The sequence below is a fragment of the Curtobacterium sp. USHLN213 genome (assembly GCF_037144815.1).
Classification (GTDB): Bacteria; Actinomycetota; Actinomycetes; order Actinomycetales; family Microbacteriaceae; genus Curtobacterium.
The window spans coordinates 26,960-47,812 of record NZ_JBBCYQ010000018.1 but is presented as its reverse complement, the minus strand read 5'-3'; the positions used below and the strand labels follow the sequence as shown (position 1 = coordinate 47,812).

21 protein-coding genes and 1 tRNA gene are annotated in these 20,853 nt (G+C 71.6%); 17 read left to right on the top strand and 5 right to left on the bottom strand.

Annotation, left to right across the window (positions count from 1 at the left end):
• Window positions 1-68 precede the first annotated feature (68 nt).
• The 6 genes from mtrA to secA all read left to right on the top strand — a co-directional run bounded on the left by mtrA (window position 69) and on the right by secA (window position 8,813).
• Window positions 69-743, top strand: coding sequence for an MtrAB system response regulator MtrA (gene mtrA / locus WFH25_RS18520; protein WP_070418502.1), 675 nt, complete (start codon window positions 69-71; stop codon window positions 741-743).
• Between the two features lie 5 nt (window positions 744-748).
• Window positions 749-2,431, top strand: a complete 1,683-nt coding sequence (gene mtrB / locus WFH25_RS18515) for an MtrAB system histidine kinase MtrB (RefSeq protein ID WP_336698942.1) — start codon at window positions 749-751, stop codon at window positions 2,429-2,431.
• Entirely contained in the window at window positions 2,431-4,113 is a 1,683-nt protein-coding gene (locus WFH25_RS18510; protein WP_261646657.1) for an LpqB family beta-propeller domain-containing protein, read from the top strand. The genes mtrB and WFH25_RS18510 overlap by 1 nt, the downstream gene beginning before the upstream one ends.
• A gap of 95 nt (window positions 4,114-4,208) precedes the next feature.
• Entirely contained in the window at window positions 4,209-4,982 is a 774-nt protein-coding gene (locus tag WFH25_RS18505) for a ComF family protein (protein WP_336698940.1), read from the top strand.
• A 184-nt stretch (window positions 4,983-5,166) separates the two neighbouring features.
• A complete protein-coding gene (hpf, locus tag WFH25_RS18500) occupies window positions 5,167-5,874 on the top strand; it encodes a ribosome hibernation-promoting factor, HPF/YfiA family (protein WP_070418505.1) in 708 nt (235 codons plus the stop codon).
• Window positions 5,875-6,032: 158 nt separating this feature from the next.
• Window positions 6,033-8,813: a preprotein translocase subunit SecA gene (gene secA / locus WFH25_RS18495; RefSeq protein WP_336698939.1), complete on the top strand. Its 2,781-nt coding sequence runs from the start codon at window positions 6,033-6,035 to the stop codon at window positions 8,811-8,813.
• Between the two features lie 78 nt (window positions 8,814-8,891).
• On the opposite strand, the gene WFH25_RS18490 is transcribed toward secA, so the two are convergent.
• Entirely contained in the window at window positions 8,892-9,305 is a 414-nt protein-coding gene (locus WFH25_RS18490; protein ID WP_083403212.1) for an Rv3235 family protein, read from the bottom strand.
• 117 nt (window positions 9,306-9,422) lie between these two features.
• On the opposite strand from WFH25_RS18490, the gene WFH25_RS18485 reads away from it, so the two are divergent.
• The gene (locus WFH25_RS18485) at window positions 9,423-10,931 is read left to right on the top strand and encodes a sensor histidine kinase (protein ID WP_092386542.1); all 1,509 of its coding nucleotides are present in this window, start codon (window positions 9,423-9,425) and stop codon (window positions 10,929-10,931) included.
• Window positions 10,932-11,765: 834 nt separating this feature from the next.
• Here WFH25_RS18485 and WFH25_RS18480 read toward each other — a convergent pair.
• On the bottom strand, window positions 11,766-12,014 hold the full coding sequence (locus tag WFH25_RS18480) for a WhiB family transcriptional regulator (RefSeq protein ID WP_022904217.1): 249 nt from the start codon (window positions 12,012-12,014) through the stop codon (window positions 11,766-11,768).
• A 260-nt stretch (window positions 12,015-12,274) separates the two neighbouring features.
• Between WFH25_RS18480 and WFH25_RS18475 the strand changes: the two genes are divergently transcribed.
• Entirely contained in the window at window positions 12,275-12,697 is a 423-nt protein-coding gene (locus tag WFH25_RS18475; RefSeq protein WP_071294920.1) for a hypothetical protein, read from the top strand.
• An 82-nt stretch (window positions 12,698-12,779) separates the two neighbouring features.
• On the opposite strand, the gene bcp is transcribed toward WFH25_RS18475, so the two are convergent.
• Window positions 12,780-13,250, bottom strand: coding sequence for a thioredoxin-dependent thiol peroxidase (gene bcp / locus WFH25_RS18470; protein WP_336698930.1), 471 nt, complete (start codon window positions 13,248-13,250; stop codon window positions 12,780-12,782).
• 93 nt (window positions 13,251-13,343) lie between these two features.
• Between bcp and WFH25_RS18465 the strand changes: the two genes are divergently transcribed.
• Window positions 13,344-13,419: transfer RNA gene (locus WFH25_RS18465), tRNA-Lys, on the top strand.
• 105 nt (window positions 13,420-13,524) lie between these two features.
• Here WFH25_RS18465 and WFH25_RS18460 read toward each other — a convergent pair.
• Entirely contained in the window at window positions 13,525-14,175 is a 651-nt protein-coding gene (locus WFH25_RS18460) for an IMPACT family protein (RefSeq protein WP_336698928.1), read from the bottom strand.
• Window positions 14,176-14,259: 84 nt separating this feature from the next.
• On the opposite strand from WFH25_RS18460, the gene WFH25_RS18455 reads away from it, so the two are divergent.
• The 8 genes from WFH25_RS18455 to WFH25_RS18420 all read left to right on the top strand — a co-directional run bounded on the left by WFH25_RS18455 (window position 14,260) and on the right by WFH25_RS18420 (window position 20,374).
• A complete protein-coding gene (locus WFH25_RS18455) occupies window positions 14,260-14,700 on the top strand; it encodes a hypothetical protein (protein WP_336698926.1) in 441 nt (146 codons plus the stop codon).
• On the top strand, window positions 14,697-15,164 hold the full coding sequence (locus tag WFH25_RS18450; protein WP_022905932.1) for an ImmA/IrrE family metallo-endopeptidase: 468 nt from the start codon (window positions 14,697-14,699) through the stop codon (window positions 15,162-15,164). The genes WFH25_RS18455 and WFH25_RS18450 overlap by 4 nt, the downstream gene beginning before the upstream one ends.
• Window positions 15,161-16,087, top strand: a complete 927-nt coding sequence (locus WFH25_RS18445; protein ID WP_336698925.1) for a hypothetical protein — start codon at window positions 15,161-15,163, stop codon at window positions 16,085-16,087. Before WFH25_RS18450 ends, WFH25_RS18445 begins: the two co-directional genes overlap by 4 nt.
• A gap of 178 nt (window positions 16,088-16,265) precedes the next feature.
• Window positions 16,266-16,478, top strand: coding sequence for an SCO4848 family membrane protein (locus WFH25_RS18440; RefSeq protein ID WP_070418512.1), 213 nt, complete (start codon window positions 16,266-16,268; stop codon window positions 16,476-16,478).
• A gap of 263 nt (window positions 16,479-16,741) precedes the next feature.
• On the top strand, window positions 16,742-17,419 hold the full coding sequence (locus WFH25_RS18435) for a response regulator transcription factor (protein WP_336698923.1): 678 nt from the start codon (window positions 16,742-16,744) through the stop codon (window positions 17,417-17,419).
• On the top strand, window positions 17,412-18,755 hold the full coding sequence (locus WFH25_RS18430; protein WP_336698921.1) for a sensor histidine kinase: 1,344 nt from the start codon (window positions 17,412-17,414) through the stop codon (window positions 18,753-18,755). Before WFH25_RS18435 ends, WFH25_RS18430 begins: the two co-directional genes overlap by 8 nt.
• 48 nt (window positions 18,756-18,803) lie before the next feature.
• Window positions 18,804-19,430: a PepSY domain-containing protein gene (locus tag WFH25_RS18425; RefSeq protein ID WP_336698920.1), complete on the top strand. Its 627-nt coding sequence runs from the start codon at window positions 18,804-18,806 to the stop codon at window positions 19,428-19,430.
• Window positions 19,431-19,537: 107 nt separating this feature from the next.
• Window positions 19,538-20,374, top strand: coding sequence for a VOC family protein (locus WFH25_RS18420; RefSeq protein ID WP_336698918.1), 837 nt, complete (start codon window positions 19,538-19,540; stop codon window positions 20,372-20,374).
• A 72-nt stretch (window positions 20,375-20,446) separates the two neighbouring features.
• Here WFH25_RS18420 and WFH25_RS18415 read toward each other — a convergent pair whose 3' ends face one another.
• Entirely contained in the window at window positions 20,447-20,752 is a 306-nt protein-coding gene (locus tag WFH25_RS18415) for a hypothetical protein (RefSeq protein WP_070418517.1), read from the bottom strand.
• Window positions 20,753-20,853: the final 101 nt, after the last annotated feature.

The following is a 20,853-nucleotide window of genomic DNA, read 5'->3' as shown; positions in this document are numbered from 1 at the left end:
GCCTCGGCTATCGTGAGTGGTCAGGTGCCGACCGGGTACCGCTGCACGTCACACGGAGTCCCCATCACATGACACCGCGCATCCTCGTCGTCGACGACGACCAGGCCCTCGCCGAGATGATCGGCATCGTCCTCCGCTCCGAGGGCTACGAACCCGAGTTCAGCGCCGACGGCAACGACGCCATCGACGCGTTCCACGGGACGAAGCCCGACCTGGTGCTGCTCGACGTGATGCTCCCGGGCATCGACGGCATCGAGGTCTGCAAGCGCATCCGCGCCGAGAGCGGCACGCCGATCATCATGCTCACCGCCAAGGGCGACACCTCCGACGTCGTCGCCGGGCTCGAGAACGGCGCCGACGACTACGTCGTGAAGCCCTTCAACCCGAAGGAGCTCGTCGCCCGCATCCGTACCCGGCTCCGTCCGACGGCCGCCGACGCGACGGTGCTGCACGTCGGCGACCTCACCGTCGACGTCGCCGGGCACGAGGTCCGTCGCGGCGACGCCGTCATCGCGCTGACCCCGCTCGAGTTCGACCTCCTGCGGGCGCTGTCCGAGAAGCCGAACCAGGTGTTCACCCGCGAGATGCTGCTCGAACAGGTCTGGGGCTACCACTACAAGGCGGACACCCGCCTGGTGAACGTCCACGTGCAGCGCCTCCGCGCGAAGATCGAGCACGACCCCGACAACCCGAAGATCGTCACCACGGTGCGCGGCGTCGGGTACCGGGCCGGAGGAGCCTGAGCACCGTGCCGTCCGCAGCGTCGACCGGCGGCGTCGCCGTGCAGGGCAGGCTCGCCCGTGCCGGCCGTCGCCTTCGACGGTGGGTCCGGCGCGGCTGGCGCGCCGCGGCGTACCTGTGGCGCCGCTCCCTGATGTTCCGGTCGGTCGCGATCACGGTGATGACCACCGGCCTCGCGGTCGCGATCATCGGCACGGCCGTCATGATCAGCATCTCGAACAACGTCTACTCGCAGCGCCGCGACCAGATCGAGGCCGAGTCGGCACGCGCGACGATCGTGGCGCAGGGCATCTTCGACGCGGCCACCGCGGGCGAGGACAACAACCAGAGCGAGCTCGAGACCCTGCAGAGCGAGGCGCAGCAGGCGATCCTGTCGAACACCACGAGCCCCGGCGGCACGAGCATCGCCATCGAGCGGAGTCCCGACCAGCCCGGGCCGCAGACGGTGCAGAACGTCGCGAGCCAGGGCTTCCCGGACGCCGTGATCACCGACGCCCTCCGGAAGCAGGTCGGCAAGAACACCGGCACGCTCAGCCTGCAGCCCGTGCGCCTCGACGACGACGGCCGTCACCAGCCCGGCCTCGCCGTCGGGTCGACGCTGCAGATCCCGAGTGCCGGTCAGTACGAGCTGTACCTCGTCTACGACCTGTCGGACGCCCAGCAGACCCTCGACTTCGTCTCGCAGACGCTCTCGATCGGCGGTGTCGCGCTCATGGTGCTCATCGCCCTCGTGACCTCGCTCGTCGTCCGGCTCGTGGTCGTGCCGATCCGGGGCGCGGCCGAGACGAGCCGGAAGATCGCCGCGGGCCGGCTCGACGAACGCATCCCGGTGCGGGGCAACGACGACATCGCCACCCTGGCCCGCAGCTTCAACGGCATGGCCGACGCGGTGAGCCGGCAGATCACCCAGCTCGCCGAGCTCTCCCGCGTGCAGCAGCGGTTCGTCTCCGACGTCTCCCACGAGCTCCGGACCCCGCTGACGACCATCCGGCTCGCCGGCGACATGCTGTTCGACTCCCGTCACGCCTTCGAGCCGTCGGTCGGTCGGTCCGCCGAGCTCCTGCACGCCCAGGTGGAGCGGTTCGAGCTCCTGCTCGCCGACCTCCTCGAGATCTCGCGGTTCGACGCGCAGGCGGTGCACCTCGATCCCGAGCCCGTCATCCCCGCGGCCCTGGCGACCGACATCGTCGACGAGTTCCGGCCGCTCGCCGAACGCGCCGGCATCGACCTGCAGCTCGCCACACCCGGCGGGCACACCACCATGCAGCTCGACGCGAAGCGCATCCGCCGCGTGCTCCGCAACCTCGTCGGCAACGCGATCGAGCACGGCGACGCGAAGCCCGTGCAGGTCGTCGTCGACAGCGACGTCCGCTCGGTCGCGATCGCCGTGCGCGACCAGGGCGTCGGCATGCCGCCGGAGGACGCCGCCCGCGTGTTCGACCGGTTCTGGCGCGCCGACCCGAGCCGCAAGCGGACGATCGGCGGGACCGGCCTCGGACTCGCGATCTCGCTCGGCGACGCGAACCTGCACGGCGGCCGCATCGACGTGTGGTCCCGCCCCGGCGAGGGCTCCACCTTCGTGCTCACGCTGCCGCGCAACGACCGCGTCACCGTGACGACCTCGGCGATCCCGCTGCCGGACCTCGACGAGTCGTACGACGGCCCCCGCGCCGTCAGGGAGGACGACTGATGCGCACCCGCTTCCGCACCCTGGTCGCCACGGCGCTCGCCGCGTTGACGATCGTCGCCGTGTCCGCCTGCGCCGCGATCCCCACCGACGGCGCGGTGCGCTCAGGCGGCGTGATCAAGGACCAGTCGGTGTCCGGCGTCGACTACCGGCCCGGCAAGCCCGTGCCCGGCGCCGACCAGACGACGATCCTCCGCGGATTCATCGCGGCCGGCACCGGTGCGGCGGACGACTACGCCGTCGCCCGGGAGTTCCTCGCCTCGAACTTCTCGACGAAGTGGAACCCCCGGCGCTCGGTGACGATCCAGCCCGGCAACCCGGCGATCGAGCGGGTCGGCGAACGCGAGCTGACCTACACCCTCACCGCGAGCGCCTCGGTGGACGCCGACGGCGAGTACACGCAGGCGGTCCGACCGACCTCGTCCACGCTGACGTTCCAGTTCACCCGCGAGGACGGCGAGTGGCGCATCGCCTACGCCCCCGACGGCATCATCCTGTCGCCGGTGAACTTCGAGTCGGTGTTCCAGCAGCACGCGCTCTACTTCTACGACCCGACGTACAAGTTCCTCGTGCCCGACGAGCGCTGGTTCCTCGCCCGGTCGTCGACGAGCACCCGCATCGCGAGCGCACTGCTCGCCGGACCCGCGAGCTGGCTCAAGGGGGCCGTGGTCACCGCCTTCCCCGAGGGCACGCAGCTCTCCCTGAACGCCGTCACGATCCAGAGCGGGACCGCCCTCGTCGACCTGTCCAGCGACGCCCTGCGCGCCAGCAGTCAGGACCGGATCCGGATGCGCGAGCAGCTGAGCAAGTCGCTCGCCTCGGTCGCCACGGTGTCCTCCGTCGACATCACGGCCGAGGGCACGACCTTCGCCGTCCCCGACGGCAGCGGGTCCGACGCGCAGCAGAACCCGGACGTCGATGCCCGCCCGCTCGTCGACCAGGACGGCACCGTGGGCTACTCGGCCCTCGGCGGCGGGAAGATCGCACCGCTCGGCAACGGCATGGGCGCGGAGATCGGCGACCTCGGGCCGTCCTCGTTCGCGTTGTCCGCGTCCGGTACCGCTGCGGTGGTCGGGAACGGCGACGGCGTGACGGTCGTGCGCGGACGCTCCCACCTGCGCATCGATGCGACCGACGGCCTGGTCCCGCCGTCCATCGACGACCTCGGCTTCGTCTGGGTCGCGTCCGAGAAGAACACCCGCCGGGTCACGGCCTACGGCCTCGGCGGCGATCCGCACGCGGTGAACACGACGCTCCCGGCCGGCGACCTCGTGTCCTTCCAGGTCTCGCGCGACTCGACCAGGGCCCTCGCGCTCATCCAGACGAACGACGGACCGAGCCTGTACGTGATGGCCATCGTCCGCGGCGCCGACCGCACACCGACCGCACTCGGCTCCCCGGTGCGCGTGCAGGCCGCCACGGGCAACGCCGTCGGGGCCGCCTGGATCAGCGACTCCGACGTCGCCTCGGTCGGGCAGACGTCCTCCGGCCCGGACGTCGTCCGCTCCACGATCGGTGGGCAGTCGAGCACCCTGCCGAAGCCCGACGGCCGGGCGACCGAGATCGTCGGCGGGAGCGGCGGCTCGATGCTCCTGCGGATGTCCGACGGGTCGGTCCTGCAGTCGACCGGCGGTGGCTGGGTCACGACCGGGATCAGCGCGGACGTGCTCGGCGTCCAGCGCTGAGGTCGCTCCTCCACAGGGCGGCGGTCCAGGAGGCGCGTCCCCAGCCCCACGGATCGGCGCGCGCCCGGTGGTGGGTGGCGGTCAGGATCGTCGGCATGACGACACGGGACAGGCTGCGGCCGTGGCTCGACGCGGCCGTCGCGGTGCTCGGCCTCTTCCTACCGGTGGACTGCGTCGGGTGCGGCCGGCCCGACCGGGCACTCTGCGCCGCGTGTCGACACGCGCTCGACGCGATGCCCCGCCGGGTGCGTCTCGTCGCCGGGGTCCGGCTGGACGCGGCGTTCGAGTACACGGGACTCGTGCGGACGATGCTCCTCGAGCTCAAGCTGCGCGGGCGCGTGGACCTCGCTCGGCCCCTCGGCGCCCGGTTCGGTGGGCTCGTGCGGGCGGCGCTCGCCGACGCCGGTCCCGGGGCCGTGCTGCTGCGGGTGCCGCCCTCGCGGCAGGGTGCTCGGCGGCGGGGGTTCGACCCCGTCGTGCTGCTGGCGGCGCGCGGGGGAGTGCGGCGGTCGCGGGCGATGTCGCGGGTGCGGGCAGGAGGGCTGGCGCGGGCGCGGGAGCGTCGCCGCGGTGCCGGTGCCGGTGCCGGTGACGGCGTCGGCGTCGGTGCCGGTGCCGGTGCGGGTGCAGGTGCAGGCGTCGGTTTCGGTGCCGGCGCGCTGCACGGCGGGCAGAAGGAACGCAGCGCGGTGGAACGGGTGGCCGCGACGGTCGGCACCCTCTCGGTGACGGGCGTCACCGGTCGAGCCGTCGTCGTGGTGGACGACGTCGTCACCACCGGCGTCACGATGGCCGAGGCCGTCCGCGCCGTGCGTGCCGCCGGTGGTCGGGTCGTGCGGTGCGTCGCGGTCGCGAGCGTCGACGACTGAGGTGCGCCCGCCCGGAGCCCTCCGCGCATCGGTGAACGCTCGGTGGCCACTGTGTGTCCGGTGGGTGTCCTGGCGACTCACCGACATCGCGTGACGCCGGAGCGCCACCGGGTCTAGCCTCGCGACAAGGCGTTCAGGATCGCCGGATGGAGGCGACGCGCTGAGTCTGGATGGGAGCCGCCACATGGACGTGACGATCACGGGCCGGAACATCGGGGTCACCGACCGATTCCGCACCTACGTCGAACAGAAGTCCGAGAAGATCGACGTGCTCGCCGACCGCGCCCTCGCCTTCGAGGTGCGCATCAGCCGCCACAACGAGAAATCGGGCGGTTCCCAGGGCGAGGACCGCGTCGAGCTGACATTGATCGGCCCCGGCCCCCTCGTACGGGCGGAGTCCGCCGCGTCGGACAAGTACGCCGCCTTCGATCTGGCCTTCGCCCGGATCATGGAACGACTCCGCCGAGCACGCGATCGTCGCAAGGTGCACCGCGGCCGCCACCGTCCGACCTCCGTGTCCGAGGCGTCCGGCACCGCGTTCGAGCGCATGGGTGTCGTCCCGGCCGACGGCAAGCTCATCGAGGACGTCGCGACGGGTGCCGTCCCGGTGGTCGACGCGAACGCCGAGGACGACGAGAACGAGGTCTACAGCCCCGTCGTGATCCGGCACAAGGTCTTCGAAGCCGGTCCCATGACGGTCGACGACGCCCTGTACTTCATGGAGCTCGTCGGGCACGACTTCTACCTGTTCGTCGACGCGGAGACGCACCGGCCGAGCGTGGTGTACCGCCGCAAGGGCTGGGACTACGGCGTGATCGGCATCGACGACCCGTCCACCGAGCACGCTCCGGCAGCGGCGTCGGAGTCCGAGCCGGCGGTCGCGATCGCCTGACGATCGCTCAGTACGGCAGACCGAACCCGGGTGTGCGCGGACCGTTCGCGGGCCGCGCACACCCGCGCTGTTCACAGCGGCCGGAGTCGACGGGTTGCTAGCATGACTGGCTGTTCGCATCGCGCAGGTCGCGCGTGACGATCTCGTAAGGAGCTCACGTGGCAAACGTGCTGGAGAAGGTCCTCCGCATCGGCGAAGGACGCACCCTCCGACGGCTGAAGGCGTACGCCTCGGCCATCAACGACCTCGAGGACGACTTCGCGAGCCTCACCGACGAGGAACTCCAGGACGAGACCAAGGAGCTCCGCGAGCGCTACGCGAACGGCGAGACCCTCGACGACCTGCTGCCCGAGGCGTTCGCCGCCGTGCGGGAAGCAGCGAAGCGCACCCTCGGCATGCGGCACTTCGACGTGCAGCTCATGGGCGGTGCCGCGCTGCACCTCGGCAACATCGCCGAGATGAAGACCGGTGAAGGCAAGACGCTCGTCGCCACGACGGCTGCGTACCTCAACGCCATCCCGTCGCGCGGCGTGCACGTCATCACCGTCAACGACTTCCTCGCGTCGTACCAGTCCGAGCTCATGGGCCGCGTGTTCCGTGCGCTCGGCATGACGACCGGCTGCATCATCGCGAACCAGTCCCCGGCCGAGCGTCGCGAGCAGTACGCCGCCGACATCACCTACGGCACGAACAACGAGTTCGGCTTCGACTACCTCCGCGACAACATGGCGTGGCAGGCATCCGACATGGTGCAGCGCGGCCACTTCTTCGCGATCGTGGACGAGGTCGACTCGATCCTCATCGACGAGGCCCGCACGCCGCTCATCATCTCCGGTCCGTCCTCGGGCGAGGCCAACCGCTGGTTCACCGAGTTCGCGTCGATCGCGACCCGCCTCACCCCGGGCGAGGACTACGAGGTCGACGAGAAGAAGCGCACCGTCGGCGTGCTCGAGCCCGGCATCGAGAAGGTCGAGGACTACCTCGGCATCGACAACCTGTACGAGTCGGCGAACACCCCGCTCATCTCGTTCCTGAACAACTCGATCAAGGCCGTCGCCCTCTTCAAGCGGGACAAGGACTACGTCGTGATGAACGGCGAGGTGCTCATCGTCGACGAGCACACCGGCCGCATCCTGATGGGCCGCCGCTACAACGAGGGCATCCACCAGGCGATCGAGGCGAAGGAGAAGGTCGAGGTCAAGGCCGAGAACCAGACCCTCGCCACGGTCACGCTGCAGAACTACTTCCGCCTCTACCAGAAGCTGTCCGGCATGACGGGTACGGCCGAGACCGAGGCCGCCGAGTTCATGTCGACGTACAAGCTCGGCGTGGTCCCCATCCCGACGAACAAGCCGATGCAGCGCATCGACCAGACCGACCTCGTCTACAAGAACGAGAAGGCGAAGTTCGAGCAGGTCGCCGAGGACATCGCCGAGCGCCACGAGAAGGGCCAGCCGGTCCTCGTCGGCACCACGAGCGTCGAGAAGTCCGAGTACCTGTCGAAGCTCCTCGCGAAGAAGGGCGTCAAGCACGAGGTCCTCAACGCGAAGAACCACGCGCGTGAGGCCGCGATCGTCGCCCAGGCCGGTCGACTCGGCGCCGTGACGGTCGCGACGAACATGGCCGGTCGTGGCACCGACATCATGCTCGGCGGCAACTCGGAGTTCCTCGCCGTGCAGGAGATGCACGCCAAGGGTCTGTCCCCGACGGAGACCCCGGAAGAGTACGAGGCCGCGTGGGACGACGTGTTCGACCGCGTCAAGGCCGAGATCAAGGACGAGGCCGACAAGGTCCGCGAGGTCGGCGGTCTCTACGTCCTCGGCACCGAGCGCCACGAGTCCCGTCGCATCGACAACCAGCTGCGCGGTCGTTCCGGCCGTCAGGGCGACCCCGGCGAGAGCCGCTTCTACCTGTCGCTCACCGACGACCTCATGCGCCTGTTCAACTCCGGTGCCGCCGAGAGCCTGATGGGCCGCTCGAACGTCCCGGACGACCTCGCGATCGAGAACAAGCTCGTCGGCCGTGCGATCCGGTCGGCCCAGGCGCAGGTCGAGGGCCGCAACGCCGAGATCCGCAAGAACGTCCTGAAGTACGACGACGTCCTCAACCGCCAGCGTGAAGCGATCTACAGCGACCGCCGCCACATCCTCGAGGGCGACGACATCCACGACCGTGCGCAGTCGTTCCTCAAGAGCGTCGTCGACGACGTGATCGACTCCCACACCGCCGAGGGCAACGCGGACGACTGGGACCTCGACGCCATGTGGACCGAGCTCGGGACCCTGTACCCGATCTCGATCTCCATCGACGAGGTCATCACCGAGGCCGGCTCGAAGGGCAAGGCCTCGCGCGAGTTCCTCGGCCGCGAGATCCTCTCCGACGCCAAGCTCGCCTACCGGCAGCGCGAGGAACTCCTCGGCGACGAGGCCATGCGTGAGCTCGAGCGCCGTGTCGTCCTCTCGGTGATCGACCGCCGCTGGCGCGACCACCTCTACGAGATGGACTACCTCAAGGACGGCATCGGCCTCCGTGCGATGGCACAGCGCGACCCGCTGGTCGAGTACCAGCGCGAGGGCTACGCGCTCTTCCAGAGCATGATGGGCCAGATCCGCGAAGAGTCGGTCGGCTACCTCTTCAACCTCGAGGTGCAGGTCCAGTCCGACGGCGAGAACGCCGTGATCGAGGCCAAGGGCCTCGGCGAGGACGAGGTCTCCGGTCTCGAGTACTCCGCTCCGTCGATCGACGGCGAGGTCGAGGTCCGCGACGAGCGCGGTCGCCTCGAGCAGGCCGCGACCGCGCGAGCGCAGAAGGCGCAGTCCGAGGCCGAGGCGGCCGCCGGGCCGGAACAGGGCTCCGCGTTCGGCAACGCTGCGACCGCGTCCGGCCAGGCTGCCGCGGGCAACCGTGCCGAGCGTCGTCAGGCCGCCAAGAAGGGCTGACGCGACCACGTCCCGACCGGCGGCGGGGGGCCGGCTGGGACCGCGCCTCCTGTCCGTCTCCCGGTCACGTCACGGGCGTCACAGGACCCCGACGGCCGTCGCGCGCCAGCGACCCTGCCGTTCCTCCAGGCGCATCGCGACCGCACGGGCGTGACTGCGCGTGTGCACGACGACCGTCGCCTCGGCGACGCCGTCGGCCGGGCGGCACACGATCACGCTGCCGACCCGGAGCAGCGCCCGTCCGCGCGACCGGCTGCCGAGCTGCCGGGCCCGCGCCGCCACCGCCGCCCGCTGCTGCAGGTGCCGGTGCACCTCGTCGGTGATCCACCGGGCGATGCTGTCGACCTCGCGTGACCCCGTCAGGATCTCGGCGACGCAGAGGCCGAGCGCGCGAGCGGTGTCCTCGACGTCGGTCGGTGGCGGTACCGCGCTGAGTCGCGGGACGTCCCCCATCGGCTCTGCGTCATCGATCCGGCGTGCTTCCTCGGCCACCCCTGCCCCTTTCGTCGGGGCTGAGCGTAGAGCGAGTACAACATGAGAAATATGACCGCCAACGAGCCTGTGGAGAGAGCGGAGTTGTCCACAGTGGTGCGCACCTAGACTGGGCGGGTGTCGACCCTCAGTGACCTCGTCCTCGCACAAGGCCGTTCCTCCGAAGCCGACGTGGAGTGGCTCCACCTGCTCGTCGGGGACTGGCAGTTGCTCGCCGACCTGTCCTTCGCGGACATGGTCCTCTGGGTCCCGACCGCCGAGGACGGCTCGTTCGTGGCGGTGGCGCACGCTCGCCCGAGTTCCGCGGCGACGCTCTTCTACCGCGACATCGTCGGGCAGGAGATCCGCGAGGAGTGGCGCGAACAGGTCACCGAGAGCTTCGTCGGCGCGAGGGTCGTCGACTCCGCCGAGCCGGACTGGTACGAGGACACCCCGACGCGCGTCCGGGCGATCCCGGTGCTCCGGCGGCTGAGCGCGAACAGCGCCGAGACGACCGAGCGCCCGATCGCGGTCGTGACGCGGCACTCGAACCAGGACGAGATGCGCACCCCGAGCCGCCAGGAGCTCAACTTCACCGCGAGCGCGAACGACCTGTTCGGCATGATCGCCACGGGTGACTTCCCCGACATCGGTGCGCCGGCCGGACCCCGACGCGGTGCACCGCGCGCCAGCGACGGCCTGCTCCGCCTCGACACGAACGGGATCGTCACGTTCGCCAGCCCGAACGGCCTCAGCGCCTTCAACCGGATGGGCTTCGAGGGCGAGCTCGAGCGGAAGTCCCTCGCCGAGGTCACGACCGAGCTCATCGGTGCGCAGCTCGACGTCGACGAGTCGCTGCCCCTGGTCGTCACCGGCCGTGCCCCGTGGCGTGCCGATGTCGAGTCGAAGGGCGTCACGGTCTCGCTGCGGTCGATCCCGCTCCGCGACCACGGCGAGCGGATCGGTGCGATCGTCCTCTGCCGCGACGTCACCGAGTTGCGGCACCAGGAGCGCGAGCTCATCACCAAGGACGCGACGATCCGCGAGATCCACCACCGGGTGAAGAACAACCTGCAGACCGTGGCCTCGCTCCTGCGCATCCAGGCACGCCGCACCCACTCGGACGAGGCCCGGACGTCGCTGCAGAACGCGATGCGCCGTGTGGCCGCGATCGCCGTCGTGCACGACACCCTGTCGACCGGCCTCAGCCAGAACGTCGACTTCGACGAGGTCTTCGACTCCGTGCTGAAGCTCGTGACCGAGGTCGCGGCGTCGCACAACACGACCGTCCGCCCGAAGAAGACCGGTGAGTTCGGGGTGTTGCCCTCCGAGGCCGCGACCCCGCTCGCGCTCGGGCTCACCGAGCTCGTCACGAACGCCGTCGAGCACGGGCTGGACGGCCGCGACGGCGAGGTCGAGATCGTGGCGGAGCGCTTCGACGACCACCTCGACATCCAGGTCCGCGACAACGGGCGGGGCCTGCCCGAGGGCAAGGTCGGGTCGGGCCTCGGCACGCAGATCGTGCGGACGCTGATCCAGGGCGAGCTCGGCGGCACCATCGACTGGCACACCCTGACCGGCAGCGGCACCGAGGTGACCATCACGATCCCGTTCCGCTGGCTGACGGCGACGCCGGGCGCCGCGTAGCGCGCCCGCGCCCGCCGCGCGCCCGCCGCGGTGGGGTCGAACCGCCGTCCGGGTTCGCCGCGCGGCCGCACAACGAAAGCACGTCCGAACCGGGCGATGGCGCGGCGTCGCGTGCTTTCTGTTGTGTGCAGGCACGCGCAACCGCCTGGAGGCGCGGCGTGCGCCCGCCAGGCCCGCGTCGAACCACGTTCCCGACGTCGAACCACCGTCCGATCCTGGTTCGACGTCGGTCTCGTGGTTCGTCGCGCGGCGCGCGCCGGCGCGCGCACCGCTGCGGCAGCCGCAGCGCGCAGCCGCACAACGCAAGTGCGTCCGAACCGCGCGATTCCGCGGCGTCGCCTGCCTTCCGTTGTGCGGAGGCACGCGCAGCCGCCTGGAGGCGCGGCGTGCGCCCGCCAGGGCCGCATCGAACCACGTTCCCGACGTCGAACCGCCGTCCGGCCCTGGTTCGACGTCGGTTGCGTGGTTCGCCGCGCGGCAGCACAACGAAAGTGCGTCCGAACCGCGCAATGCCGCGGCGTCGCCTGCTTTCCGTTGCGCGCAGGCACACGCAACCGTCTGGAGGCGCGGCGTGCGCCCGCCAGGCCCGCATCGAACCACGTTCCCGACGTCGAACCGCCGTCCGGCCCTGGTTCGACGTCGGTTCCGTGGTTCGCCGCGCGGCGCGTCGGGCTGCCGCACAGCGAAAGTGCGTCCGAACCGCGCGATGGCGCGGCGTCGCGTGCTTTCCGTTGTGCGCAGGCATGCGCAACCGCCTGCAGCCGCGCCCCGCGCACGACGACGCCCGCCGGCCCGGAGGGGGCGGCGGGCGTCAGGCGCGCAGCAGGCGCCGGGTCAGGAAGCGCGGCGAGCGCGGGCGGCGCGACGCTTCAGCGCGCGGCGCTCGTCCTCGCTCAGGCCACCCCAGACACCGGAGTCCTGGTTGTTCTCGAGGGCGTACTGCAGGCACATCTCGGTGACCGTGCAGCGAGCGCAGACCGACTTGGCCTTCTCGATCTGATCGACGGCCGGTCCGGTGTTCCCGACGGGGAAGAAGAGCTCGGGGTCCGCGGTGAGGCAGGCTGCCTGGTCACGCCAGTCCATGTGTGGTGCTCCTTGAAATCGATGCTCGAACGGCAGGCCGGGGCCGTGGTTCGGGGATCGGAACGCTGAGCATGCGCGAGGCACGAGGGGACACCCGTGGGGGAGGAGTCCGCTGGAAGCGAGTCTGACGCCCGCAGAACGCTCGGGGGAGGAGCGTCGAACCACGGGAGACGCACACCACATCGTGCCGTCCAAACGACCTCGAATATCGTTCCATACTGGTAGGGCCAAATCAAGGGTTCCGACGCTGGAGGAATGCTGTGCCCGACACCACCCCGACCGAGCCCGACCACGTCGAGCGGCGGTCGCCTGCCCTCCTGGCGCTCCTCGTCGTCGTCGGACTCGAGTTCGCCGCCCTCGTCGTCGTGACGATCGTTCTCATCGTCGAACTCATCGTCGCGCCGGCCACGAGCATCGCGTCCGGGATCGCGCTGACGGTCCTCGCGGCCATCGCGGCGCTCTGGCTCGGCTCCCTGTTCATCGGCCTCCGCAACCGTCGTCCGTGGGTGCGGTCCGGGATCATCGTCTGGCAGGTGCTGCAGGGTGCGCTCGCGATCGGGGCGTTCCAGGGCGTCTTCCGCGTGCCCGCCGTCGGCTGGTTCCTGCTCATCCCTGCGCTGCTGGGCATCACGCTGGTGCTGTCGCGACCGGTGACGGACGCGCTCGCCCGACCGGTCGAGTAGACGGTCCCGATCCACGGACTGGCGGCGGGGGGGGCGGGGGCCCCGCGCCCCCCCCGCCTCCCGTCCGTCGATCAGCCGGGTCTCAGACCAGGCCGAGCTTCTTCCGCAGGCTCGCCACGTGCCCCGTCGCCTTGACGTTGTAGAGCGGCAGCTGCACGGTGCCGTCCTCGTCGACCACGATCGTGGAGCGGATCGTGCCGGTGACGATCTTCCCGTAGTTGTTCTTCTCACCCCAGGCGCCGTACGCCTTGTGCACGGCGAGGTCCGGGTCGCTCAGCAGCGGGAAGGTCAGGGCCTGCTCGTGCTGGAAGGTCTTGAGCGCCGGCAGGTCGTCCTTCGAGACGCCGAGCACCTCGTACCCGGCGGCCTGCAGCGAGGACATGTTGTCGCGGAAGTCGCATGCCTCGGTGGTGCATCCCGGCGTCGACGCTGCCGGGTAGAAGTACACGATGACCTTCCTCCCACGCAGGGCCGAGAGGGAGTGCTCGGTGCCGTCCTGGTCCGGCAGGGTGAAGTCGGGGGCGGTGTCGCCGGCGGCGAGACGGTCGGTCATGGGTCTCCTGTTCGTGGTCCGTGCCCCGAGTGGTCAAGAGCACGCGAAACCCATGCTATTGTTGTTTCCCGTTGCAGCACGGAAGCGCAACATGCACCTCTAGCTCAATTGGCAGAGCAACTGACTCTTAATCAGTGGGTTCTCGGTTCAAGTCCGAGGGGGTGCACCAGCAAGGCCCCGACTCATCGAGTCGGGGCCTTCGTCGTTCCCGGCGTGCGGTGCCGCACGGTGAGACACGCCCGGAGTGCGATTCGGCCGCGACTCCGCGTGCGGATCAGTCGGCGGAGACGTCGACCACGCGCTCCTCGCCGATCACGGGGTCGAGCGCTCCCGCCGAGGTCGCGGCGAGGTCGGCACGCAGCGGTTCGATGCCGTCGCCCGGCACCCAGAGCTCGAACGTCGCGGCGGCGCCGTACGCGGGGTCGCCGAGCGTGGCTCCGTGGTGCCGGACCCAGTCGCGCAGCACGTTGTCGATCCGGCCGGCGTCGGCGTGCGGGACGTCCACCGTCACCCGGGTCAGGGCGCGACGGTGCACGAGCGTCGCGCGGTCGAGGGCCTCGGACACCGAGGTCGAGTAGGCACGGACGAGGCCGCCGGCACCGAGCTTCACGCCCCCGAAGTACCGCGTGACAACTGCGACGACGTCGGTCAGCCCGCGGCGTCGGAGCACCTCGAGCATCGGGACGCCGGCGGTCCCGGAGGGTTCACCGTCGTCGCTCGACCGCGCCTGGTCCCCGAGCACGCCCGTGACCATCGCGGTGCAGTTGTGCCGGGCGTCCCACCGCCGGCGGCGGACCTCGGCGATCACCCGGTCCGCGTCCGCGACCCCGGACACCGGTGCCACGGTCGTGATGAAGCGCGACTTCGTGATGACGATCTCGTGCTCGACCGGGGCGGCGACCGTGGACGGGTACGGGGTGCTCACACCGTCGAGGCTAGCGAGGTCCTCGTCGGCGGCTCGCGCTACCATGTCCTGCACGACGTGCGGCTGGGGAGGAGTCCGATCGACATGGCGACAGCAGATCCGAGGGGTGGCGTGCTCGACGCCGCGGAACTCGCGCGCCGGCTGAACCTCCTCCTCGACTTCGAGGAAGCGCAGCGCGGCGCCCCCGTCCCGTTCGCGGCGATCGAGGAGTACGTGGCGGCCCAGGGTGGCTCGCTGTCCCGGGCGAAGTGGACGTACATGCTCTCCGGCGACGGCCGTCGCAACCGTGACACCGGGCTGCTCCGCCTGCTCGCGGTCTTCTTCGAGGTCGACGAGCGCTTCCTGCTCGAGGACAGCGACGTCCCCGAGCGCATCGGCGCCCAGCTCGCCCTCGTCCGCTCCCTCCGATCGGCACGTGTCAGCGGGTTCGCCGCCCGGACCTTCCCCGGTGAGCTCTCGCCCGAGGCGCTCCGTCGCATCGCCGAGGTGCTCGAGGAGGAGTCCGCCCGGGGGAGCGTCGCATGAGCGCTCCGACCGACCTCGTCGAGGCGTTCTGGGCGCGTGGTGCGGCCGAGGGGTGGTCCGACGTCGATCAGGCCGTCGCCGCCGCGGCCGAGGTGGTCGGCAAGCCGATCGTCGTCCGCGAAGAGGCGTTCCTCGCCGCCGAGCCCGTGTGCGGCTTCGTGGCGACGCTCGAGCGGCAGCACCTGGTGATGATCTCCCCGACGGCCTCGCGGACGTTCCGGTCGTTCGTCATCGGCCACGAACTCGGCCACATCCTGCACCGCCACCAGGACCACGCACCCCAGGCGGCCTACATCCGCGACGTCATCCCGGACCTGCCGGAGTACAAGGTCGAGCGGGCACTCGCCCGCGGGCTGTTCTCGAACGAGTACGAGCACGAGGCCGAGGTCTTCGCCGACCGGCTCGCCGGGCTCATCCGCGGCCACCGCGACCGTCCGAGCGCGTTCCGCGGGGTGTTCGGGTGATCGTCTCCCTCGTCCAGGCGCTGCTCCTGATCGCGGGCACGGTCACGCTGTTCGTCCTGCAGCGCGGGCAGGACCGCACGCTCGCGGTCACCTTCCTGCTGTTCGCCGCGACGATCGTCACGAACGTCGACCCGCTGTACCGGTGGCTCGATCCGCTGTTCGGCGGGTCCAACGTGGTCACGGTCGTCAGCGACTGCCTGATGGTCGCGGGGACGAGCACCCTGCTCTGGGGTGTGGCGAAGGCCGTCGGTGCTGCACGGCCGTGGCTCCGGAACGCGATCGTCGTGACGTGCGCGGTCGTCGTCGTGGTGGTGATCGTGGCGTTCACCGTCCTCGACAAGCCCACGACGACGACGACCTTCATGCTCGACGCCGGATCGCACCCGGCGGCGACGGTCTACTCGATCGCGCAGACGGTCTACCTCGGGGTGGCGCTCGGCGCGACCGGACTCATCTGCGTCCTGCACCTGCGCGAGGCCCGCACCACCACCGACCTCGTCGGCCTGTGGGTCCTCGTGCTCGGTGGGGTCCTCGGTGTCGTGCGGATGGTCGTCGTCGTGGTGATGGACCTCGCGCACGTCCTGGGCGACCTCGGCCTCACCCGGGCCCTCGCGCTGCCCTACGACGTCACGACCCCGGGTGCGGTGATCTGCGTGTCGTCCGGGATGCTCCTGCTCGTCATCGGCCACCAGGTCTCCCGCCTTCGGCGCTCCCGTCGGGTGGAGACCGCCCTGCGCGCCCTCACGCCGTTGCACGCGCGGATCGGCACCGACAACGCCTACCCCGACTCCGGCGATCCGGCGACGCGGCTCAGTCGGCTCATCGTCGAGATCAACGACGGTGCCCGTCGCGCCCGGCAGTCGCTGAGTGAGTCGGAGCAGCGGGCACTGGCCGACGCCGAAGCGGCCCTGGACGCGGCGTAGCGCCAGTCGTTACCAGAACGGGACATCGATCCCACTGGATGGGTCGACGTCGTCCGGGCCGCCGTGTAGGGTCTGTAGCAGGTGCTACACGCGATGTGGCAGCACGGGGTGGGACTCGGCCGCGTTGGGGGCGGCCGAGCACCACCGGCCCCGTGCCCGCGGTGTCTAGGATCGTCGGGTGACCGTCTTCGCAGCCCTCGTCCTGTTCATCGGTGCCGTCTTCAACGTCGTCACCTGGCCGCGCTTCTTCCAGCGGGTCGCGAAGGACTCCCGGGCGCGTGACGCCGCCGGCAAGCCGACGACGTTCTACACGGTGCACCTCGTGCTGCTGCTCATCGCGCTGGCGATCGCCGTCGCGGCCGTCGTCGCGGGGATCCTCCTGCTCGTCTGAGCCGGTCCCGACCGGCCTCGCCGGCCCGGCCGGCTGCGAGCGTGTCCGTCGCCGAGGGAGCAGGATCGGCGCTGGTACCGTCGCCGCCGGAGGCCGGGCCAGAACCCGAATCCGTCCCGGGACCCGGCGACGACGGGGCTGTGGACGCGACCCGGTGCCGGCCAGGAGGCGCGGTGCCGGCCCGCACCGCGCCTCCTGGCCCGCGACCGGTCGCGTCCAGGACGCTTCAGGCCTGCTTCAGCGGCGCACGGCAGGATCGGGGCATGCGTGTCCTGGTGGTCGACGACGAGGTGCGGCTCGCCGACGGCGTCCGTCGCGGGCTGGAAGCCGAGGGGTGGGCGGTCGACGTCGCCCACGACGGCGTCGACGGACTGTGGCACGCCCGCGAGTTCGGCTACGACGCGATCGTGCTCGACCTGATGATGCCCGGCCTCAGCGGCTGGGCCGTGTGCGCGCAGCTCCGTGCCGACGGCGACTGGACGCCCGTCCTCATGCTGACGGCGAAGGACGGCGAGTGGGACCAGGTCGAGGCGCTCGACGCCGGGGCCGACGACTACGTGACGAAGCCGTTCTCGCACCCCGTCCTCGTGGCGAGGCTGCGTGCCCTGGTCCGCCGCGGTGCGCGCGAGCGCCCGGCGGTCCTGACGCTCGGCGACCTCGTCGTCGACCCGGCCGCCCGGACGGTGTGCCGGGCGTCGACGCCCGTCGAGCTGACGAGTCGCGAGTTCGCCGTCCTCGAGTTCCTGGCGCGCCGCGCCGGCGAGGTCTGCTCGAAGCGCGACGTCATCGAGAACGTGTGGGACGTCGACTTCGACGGCGACCCGAACATCGTCGAGGTGTACGTCGGACACCTGCGTCGCAAGGTCGACCGGCCGTTCGGTCGCACCGCGATCGAGACGGTGCGCGGCGCCGGCTACCGGTTGGCGGCGGACGGTGGCTGACGGCGGCCGCCGGCGCTTCCGGTCCGTCCGGGCGCGGACCACCCTCGGGGCGGTCGTCGTCGTGCTCGCGGCGCTGCTCGTCGGCGCAGCGGCGTTCGTCGTCGTGCTCCGCCTCGTCCTCCTCGACGGGGTGCGGACCACGGCGGAGTCGGGGCTCGAGCAGGCCTCGGCGCGGGTCGAGGCCGACGGCGCCGGGGTCGTGAGCGGCTACGAGGACGTCCTCGTGCAGGTCGTGGGGGACGACGGGTCCGTCCTCGCCCACGGGGACGACGCCGATCCACCGGCGCTCCCGACGGCCGACGAGTCCCGCTGGACCCATGACGGCGAGCGGTGGCTGCTCGTCGCCGACGACGTCGACCTGCCCGGCGGCGGGGACGCGACGCTGGTCTACGGGGTCTCCCTCGACCAGACCGACGCCGCCGTCGGTGCCGCGGTCGCGCTGCTGGCCGTGGGCGTCCCGGTGCTCGTGCTCGTGATGGGGGCCGTCACGTGGGTGGTCACCGGCCGGGCGCTGCGCCCGGTCGAACGCATGCGCACCGAGGTCGAGACGATCCGCGCGGCACGACCGGACGCCCGGGTCGCCGTCCCGGACACCGGCGACGAGATCGCCCGGCTCGCCACGACCATGAACACCATGCTCGACCGGCTCGACCGTTCCGCCGCGGGGCAGCGGCGGTTCGTCTCCGACGCCTCCCACGAGCTGCGGTCGCCGATCGCGACCATCCGCCAGCACGCCGAGGTCGCCGCGGCGCACCCCGACCGCGCCGACGTCGTCGAGCTGTCCGAGGTGGTGCGCTCGGAGGCGCTCCGGCTGCAGGACCTCGTGACGGGCCTCCTCGAGCTCTCGCGGCTCGACGAGGGCGACGTGGGCGTCCGGCGTCCGGTGGACCTCGACGACCTGGCGCTCGACGCCGTGGCCCGGGCGCGTGGACGGCTCGGTGGGAGCACCGCCGGGTCGATCCGGGTCGAGGGGTCCGGGATCGGGCCTGCCCGTGTCCTCGGGGACGAACGGCTCCTCGCCGCCGTGGTCCGCAACCTCGTCGACAACGCCGTCCGGCACGCCGAGGGTCGGGTCGTCGTCGCACTCGCCGAGCGGGACGGACGCGCCGTCCTGACGGTGGACGACGACGGCGCGGGCATCGCCCCGGCGGACCGTGACCGCGTGTTCGAACGTCTCGTCCGGCTCGACGAGGCGCGCAGCCGGGACGCGGGCGGCGCGGGGCTCGGCCTCGCGATCGTCCAGGACGCCGTCCGGGCACACGGCGGGGACGTCGTCGTGGCGGACTCGCCCCTCGGCGGCGCCCGGTTCGCGGTCCGCATCGCACTCGGCGGCTGACCAGGGGGTTTCAGCCGTGCTTCAGCACCCGCCCGGCACCCTGGTCGCATGAACGCACTCCGCACCACCACAGCCCGCTCCACCCGTCGTGTCGCCGGCATCGCCGCCCTGCCGCTCGTGGCGTCCCTCGCCCTCGTCGGGTGCTCCACCGCGCAGTCCGACGGGGGATCGTCCACGACGTCGTCGTCGTCCTCGTCCGGATCGGCGTCCGGCGGCGCGACCGCTGCGTCCGCCACGTCGAACGACGCCCTGCGTGCCGCCGTCGGCACCGCCCGCGACGCCGTGGGGTCGGGAACCGTGATCTCGGTCGAGCAGGAGCAGAACGGCACCGCGTACGAAGTGCTGGTCGTCACCGACGACGGCACCGAGCACGAGGTGCACACGAACGAGGCCGGCACGGCGGTGTCCGGATCGCCGCGGACCGAGACCTCGGACGCCGACGACCGGGCCGAGAACGAGCGCTTCACGGCCGCGGCCGACCTGACCGTGGACGACGCGGTCGGCCGGTTCGAGGACCTGCACGCCGGCACGATCACCGAGCTCGGGCTCGACGACCACCTCGGGAAGGTCGTCTGGGAGGGCGACGTGCGCGACGCCTCGGGCACCAAGCACAGCGTCCGCCTCGACGCGGGCACCGGCAAGGTCGTCACGGACGAGGTCGACACCGACGACTGAGCCGCGGGCGCGGGCGCGGGCGCGAGGGCGGGCGCGGGTGCGAGGGCGTCGGTGGTCCGCGGTAGACCTGGGCATCCGGCCACGCGCCGGCGGACCCGGGAGCGACGATGACCGACCAGACCCCGCGCACGTACCCCGAGGGCGTCCCCAGCTGGATCGACGCCCGACAGCCGGACCCGGACGCAGCCCAGGCCTTCTACGGCGGGCTGTTCGGCTGGGACTTCGAGGAGCGACTCCCGCCGGGGGCGCCGGGCTCCTACCGCATCGTGTCGATCGACGGGCACGAGGTCGGTGCCGTCGCGTCGAGTGACGAGCCGGCCACGTGGCTCACGTACATCGCGGTCGACGACGCCGACGCCGTGGCCCGTCGCGTCACGGAGCTCGGCGGCGCCGCTGGTCCCGCCGAGGACGCCGGACCCGGGGGAGCGGCCGGCCGCAGTGTCGACTGCGTCGATCCCCGTGGTGCCGCGTTCGGGCTCTGGCAGGCGCGCGCCCGAATCGGCGCGCAGCACATCAACGCCCCCGGTGGGTGGGTGTTCAGCGACCTCCGCTCGACCGATCCGGAGCGGGCGATCGGGTTCTACGAGCAGCTCTTCGGCTGGCAGGTCTCCGGCATCGAGGAAGGCCCGAGCGCGATGGTCCGCCTGCCCGGGTACGGCGACCACCTCGCGGCGACCTCGGACCCGGACATCCGCGAACGCCAGGTCGGCGCGCCCGAGGGGTTCGCCGACGTCATCGGCGCGCTCGACAAGCTCGACGCCGGTGCCGACGACTGGCACGTGTCGTTCAGCGTGGCGGACCGCGACGGTGCCGCGGCGCTCGCCGAACGGCTCGGTGGCCGGGTGCTGGGCTCGTGGGACGGCTTCTGGACCCGGGCTGCGGAGCTGCAGGACCCGCAGGGTGCGACGTTCCGCGTCACGCAGTTCGCGCCGCAGGACGGCTGAGTCCCGCCACGACGACGTCGATCGACGGTCAGGAGTCCCGTCCCGGGACGCCCCGTCGCAGGACGGCCCGTCTCAGGACGCGGACGGCAACGGCGCGCCGAGGGCTCGACGCAACGCCAGCCCGGCGACCTGCTCGTCCGTGGTATCGAGCAGCACCCGGTAGGTCTCCCCGGGTGTGACGAACTCGACGCACACCGCGTCGAAGTCACACGGTTCGATCCGCCACCCCCGCACGGACTCCATCGGCACCGGCGTCAGGGCGTCCCGCTCGTAGCTGGTCTCGGCGGCGACGCGGTCGTCGAACACCCGGACGCGGCCGAAGGTGCCGCGCCAGGTGAGCTGGAGGTCGAGCGTGGGGGAGACAGATGGGTCCGGCACCCGCCGATCGTACCGACGGGTGCCGGACCCTCCTGCACGCCCAGGGCGCGCTGTTTCGCTATCCGGACACTCCGCCCGTTCGTCGGTCGAGCCGACGGACG

What these genes read in the sequence shown, in the direction of transcription:
- WFH25_RS18455 (WP_336698926.1), top strand. Translation starts at nt 14,260, where the DNA reads ATGGCGACAGCAGATCCGAGGGGTGGCGTGCTCGACGCCGCGGAACTC.
- bcp (WP_336698930.1), bottom strand. Translation starts at nt 13,250, where the DNA reads ATGACCGACCGTCTCGCCGCCGGCGACACCGCCCCCGACTTCACCCTG.
- WFH25_RS18425 (WP_336698920.1), top strand. Translation starts at nt 18,804, where the DNA reads ATGAACGCACTCCGCACCACCACAGCCCGCTCCACCCGTCGTGTCGCC.
- mtrA (WP_070418502.1), top strand. Translation starts at nt 69, where the DNA reads ATGACACCGCGCATCCTCGTCGTCGACGACGACCAGGCCCTCGCCGAG.
- WFH25_RS18420 (WP_336698918.1), top strand. Translation starts at nt 19,538, where the DNA reads ATGACCGACCAGACCCCGCGCACGTACCCCGAGGGCGTCCCCAGCTGG.
- WFH25_RS18435 (WP_336698923.1), top strand. Translation starts at nt 16,742, where the DNA reads ATGCGTGTCCTGGTGGTCGACGACGAGGTGCGGCTCGCCGACGGCGTC.
- WFH25_RS18510 (WP_261646657.1), top strand. Translation starts at nt 2,431, where the DNA reads ATGCGCACCCGCTTCCGCACCCTGGTCGCCACGGCGCTCGCCGCGTTG.
- WFH25_RS18480 (WP_022904217.1), bottom strand. Translation starts at nt 12,014, where the DNA reads ATGGACTGGCGTGACCAGGCAGCCTGCCTCACCGCGGACCCCGAGCTC.
- WFH25_RS18505 (WP_336698940.1), top strand. Translation starts at nt 4,209, where the DNA reads ATGACGACACGGGACAGGCTGCGGCCGTGGCTCGACGCGGCCGTCGCG.
- hpf (WP_070418505.1), top strand. Translation starts at nt 5,167, where the DNA reads ATGGACGTGACGATCACGGGCCGGAACATCGGGGTCACCGACCGATTC.
- WFH25_RS18450 (WP_022905932.1), top strand. Translation starts at nt 14,697, where the DNA reads ATGAGCGCTCCGACCGACCTCGTCGAGGCGTTCTGGGCGCGTGGTGCG.